Below are 3287 nucleotides of genomic sequence, written 5' to 3'. Positions count from 1 at the left end.
GCTACTCGCCCCGGTCCAACAAATCCGACGACCCCAGCACCCGCTCCACCTGCACCTCGATGACCACCCGTCGCGGGTTGGGCCGCGGGGTGCGGTAGCGCTGGGCATAGCGCAGCTCGGCGTCGCGGACGGCGTCGGCATCGCTGTTCACCTTCGACCGGCCCTCCAGCGACAGCCACCGGGCGCCGTCGACCTGGCTGAGTACGGCCACGCCGGCGCGGTCGGCGTTGACGGCCTTCTGTGAGCCGCCGGTGGTGATCACCCGGGCGATGTGGGTCTTTTGATCGAAGGTGAAACCCACCGCCACCACGTGCGGAGAATTGTCGGCCCGCAGCGTGGTGAGCATGGCCAGGTGACGTTCGGACAGAAAAGCCAGCGCATCGTCGGTCAGCCGCGTAGTGGTATTCGCCATCACCGCCCACGCTAGCGCAGGTAATAATCGCAGCCGTGGACGACACGGGCGCAGGTCCGGTACTAATCCTGGGCGGCCGCAGCGAAATCGGCGTCGAGCTCGCGCGGCGGCTGGCCCCAGGGGCGACGGTGGTGCTGGCCGCACGCAGGGCCGATCAGCTCGACGACGAGGTCGCGACGGTCAAGGCCGCCGGCGCCGCGGCGGTGCACACCTGGGAATTCGACGCCGACGACCTGGCCTCGCACGGACCATTGGTCGACGCGGTCGTCGCCGAGCACGGACCCATCGGCACCGCGGTGCTCGCCTTCGGAATCCTCGGCGACCAGTCCCGCGCCGAGACCGACGCCGCGCACGCGGTGTCGATCGTCCAGACCGACTACGTCGACCAGGTCAGCATCCTCACCCACCTGGCCGCGGGCATGCGCGGCGCCGGTCGCGGCTCGCTGGTGGTGTTCTCCTCGGTCGCGGGCGTTCGGGTGCGCCGCGCCAACTACGTCTACGGCTCGGCGAAGGCCGGCCTGGACGGCTTTGCCAGCGGGCTGGCCGATGCGCTGCACGGCAGCGGCGTCTCAGTGCTGATCGCGCGCCCGGGCTTCGTCATCGGGCGCATGACCGAAGGCATGCGGCCCGCCCCCCTGTCCAGCACCCCGGAGCACGTGGCCGCCGCGACCGCACGCGCCCTGGCCAAGGGGCGACACACCGTGTGGATCCCGTGGTCGTTGCGGCCGATGTTCTTCGTGATGCGACTGCTGCCGCAGTTCGTCTGGCGCAGGATGCCGCGATGATCGTCGTCGTCGGTATCGGCGCCGACGGCATGGCGGGGCTCGCCGAAACCTCGCGCGCCGAATTAGCCAGAGCCACAGTCATTTACGGGTCCAGACGCCAGCTCGACCTGCTCGACGAGGCGGTGCCCGCACCCCGCCACGAATGGCCCTCACCCATGCTGCCCGCGCTGCAAAGCTTGCCCGTCGACTCCGCAGCAGACATTCACGTGGTCGCCAGTGGCGATCCGCTCCTGCACGGCATCGGCGGCACGCTGGTCCGGCTGTACGGCGCCGGCAAAGTCAGGGTGCTGCCACACGTCTCGTCGGTGACGCTGGCGTGCGCGCGGATGGGCTGGAACGCCCACGACACCGAGGTGATCAGCCTGGTCACCGCGCGCCCGCACACTGCGGTGCGCCGCGGCGGCCAGGCGATCGTGCTGTCGAAAAACGCATCCACGCCCAAGGAACTCGCCACACTGCTCAACGCGCACGGCCGCGGGAATTCGGAGTTCAGCGTGCTCGAAAACCTCGGCGGCACAACCGAACGCCGCCGCGACGGCACCGCGCGCCAGTGGGCCGACGACCCGCCACACGACGTCGACGACCTCAACCTCGTCGCCGTCCGCTACCTGCCCGACGAACGCATGTCGCCCTATCCCGATGACGCGTTCGCCCACGACGGGCAGATCACCAAACACGGGGTGCGCGCGGTGACCCTGGCGACGCTGGCGCCGCGGCCCGGGGAGCGGCTGTGGGACGTCGGCGCGGGCTCGGGCAGCATCAGCGTCGAATGGTGCCTGAGCTGGCGGGGTTGCAGCGCGGTGGCGTTCGAACGCGACGAGCGCCGCCGCCTCAACGTCGAATCCAACGCCGCGGCCTTCGGCGTCAGCATCGACGTCCGCGGCGAGGTGCCGGGGGCGTTCGACGGCGCCGAAACCCCGTCGGCGATCTTCGTCGGCGGCGGCCTGACCCGACGCGGTCTGCTGGACGCCTGCCTCGACCGCCTTCCCTCCGGGGGACGGCTGGTCGCCAACGCGGTCACCGCCGAATCGGAAGCCCTGCTGGCACAGTCATATTCACGGTTCGGCGGTCAGCTGCGCCGCCTCCAGCACTACCGGGGCGAGCCGCTCGGCGGCTTCACCGGGTGGCGCCCCCAGATGCCGGTCACCCAGTGGGCGGTGACGAGATGACGGTGTATTTCATCGGCGCGGGCCCCGGCGCCGCCGACCTCATCACGGTCCGCGGCCAACGGCTCCTCCAAACGTGTACGACGTGCCTCTATGCGGGTTCGATCATGCCCGACGACCTGCTGGCCCTGTGCCCGCCCGGCGCGAAAATCGTTGACACCGGACCGTTGACGCTCGAGCAGATCGTCACCGAGATCGCCGACGCCCACGGCGCCGGCCACGACGTGGCGCGGCTGCACTCCGGTGATCCGTCGCTGTACAGCGCGCTGGCCGAACAGTGTCGCCGGCTCGACGCGCTGGGCATCGACTACGAAATCGTGCCCGGCGTACCGGCTTTCGCCGCCGCGGCGGCCGTGCTGAAACGCGAGCTCACCGTCCCCGGGGTGGCGCAGACCGTGACGCTGACCCGGGTGGCCACCCTGTCGACGCCCATGCCGCCGGGCGAAGAATTGGCCACCCTCGCCCGGTCGGGGGCCACGCTGGTCCTGCACCTGGCCGCCGCGCAGATCGACACCATCGTCGCCCAGCTACTCAGTAGCTACCGGCCCGAGACGCCGGTTGCCGTCGTGGCTTTCGCGAGCCGGCCACAGCAGACCGTGCTGCGGGGCACGCTGGCCGACATTGCCGGTCAGATGCGCGCCGCCGACATCACCAAGACCGCCGTGATCATCGTCGGCGACGTGCTGGCCGCCGGGGGATTCACCGACAGCTACCTGTATTCGGCCGGGCGGACCCGGGGGAGCCGGCACTGATGCGGGTTCTGTTACTCGGCGGCACATCGGAGGCCCGCGCGCTGGCGAAATCCCTGCACCCGCTAGTCGACATCGTCAGCTCGCTGGCCGGCCGCGTCCCCGATCCCGCCCTGCCGGTAGGCCCGGTTCGCATCGGCGGCTTCGGCGGCGTCGACGGACTGAAACGCTGGCT

General features: G+C 70.7%; 5 protein-coding genes. 4 read left to right on the top strand and 1 reads right to left on the bottom strand.

The window, feature by feature from the left end; genetic code table 11:
* Position 1 precedes the first annotated feature (1 nt).
* Positions 2–412, bottom strand: a complete 411-nt coding sequence (locus VMD50_RS08965; protein WP_325426912.1) for a F420-dependent biliverdin reductase — start codon at positions 410–412, stop codon at positions 2–4.
* A 35-nt stretch (positions 413–447) separates the two neighbouring features.
* Here VMD50_RS08965 and VMD50_RS08960 point away from each other — a divergent pair, with 35 nt between their 5' ends.
* The 4 genes from VMD50_RS08960 to VMD50_RS08945 form a co-directional block, all read left to right on the top strand.
* A complete protein-coding gene (locus VMD50_RS08960; protein ID WP_325426910.1) occupies positions 448–1197 on the top strand; it encodes a decaprenylphospho-beta-D-erythro-pentofuranosid-2-ulose 2-reductase in 750 nt (249 codons plus the stop codon).
* Positions 1194–2366, top strand: coding sequence for a precorrin-6y C5,15-methyltransferase (decarboxylating) subunit CbiE (gene cbiE, locus VMD50_RS08955; protein WP_325426908.1), 1173 nt, complete (start codon positions 1194–1196; stop codon positions 2364–2366). The genes VMD50_RS08960 and cbiE overlap by 4 nt, the downstream gene beginning before the upstream one ends.
* Positions 2363–3115 (top strand): precorrin-4 C(11)-methyltransferase, encoded by a 753-nt coding sequence (gene cobM, locus VMD50_RS08950; protein ID WP_325426905.1) that lies wholly within the window; start codon positions 2363–2365, stop codon positions 3113–3115. The genes cbiE and cobM overlap by 4 nt, the downstream gene beginning before the upstream one ends.
* A partial coding sequence (locus VMD50_RS08945; protein ID WP_325426914.1) for a precorrin-6A/cobalt-precorrin-6A reductase occupies positions 3112–3287 on the top strand: 176 nt, incomplete at its 3' end. The genes cobM and VMD50_RS08945, both read left to right, overlap by 4 nt.

This window comes from Mycobacterium sp., assembly GCF_035506235.1.
Lineage (GTDB): Bacteria > Actinomycetota > Actinomycetes > Mycobacteriales > Mycobacteriaceae > Mycobacterium.
The sequence above is the reverse complement of the archived record's forward strand: the minus strand, read 5'-3'. Positions and strand labels throughout refer to the sequence as shown.

Excerpts from the sequence above, each read along its gene's own strand:
- cobM (WP_325426905.1), top strand. The coding sequence starts at position 2,363 with ATGACGGTGTATTTCATCGGCGCGGGCCCCGGCGCCGCCGACCTCATC.
- cbiE (WP_325426908.1), top strand. The coding sequence starts at position 1,194 with ATGATCGTCGTCGTCGGTATCGGCGCCGACGGCATGGCGGGGCTCGCC.
- VMD50_RS08965 (WP_325426912.1), bottom strand. The coding sequence starts at position 412 with ATGGCGAATACCACTACGCGGCTGACCGACGATGCGCTGGCTTTTCTG.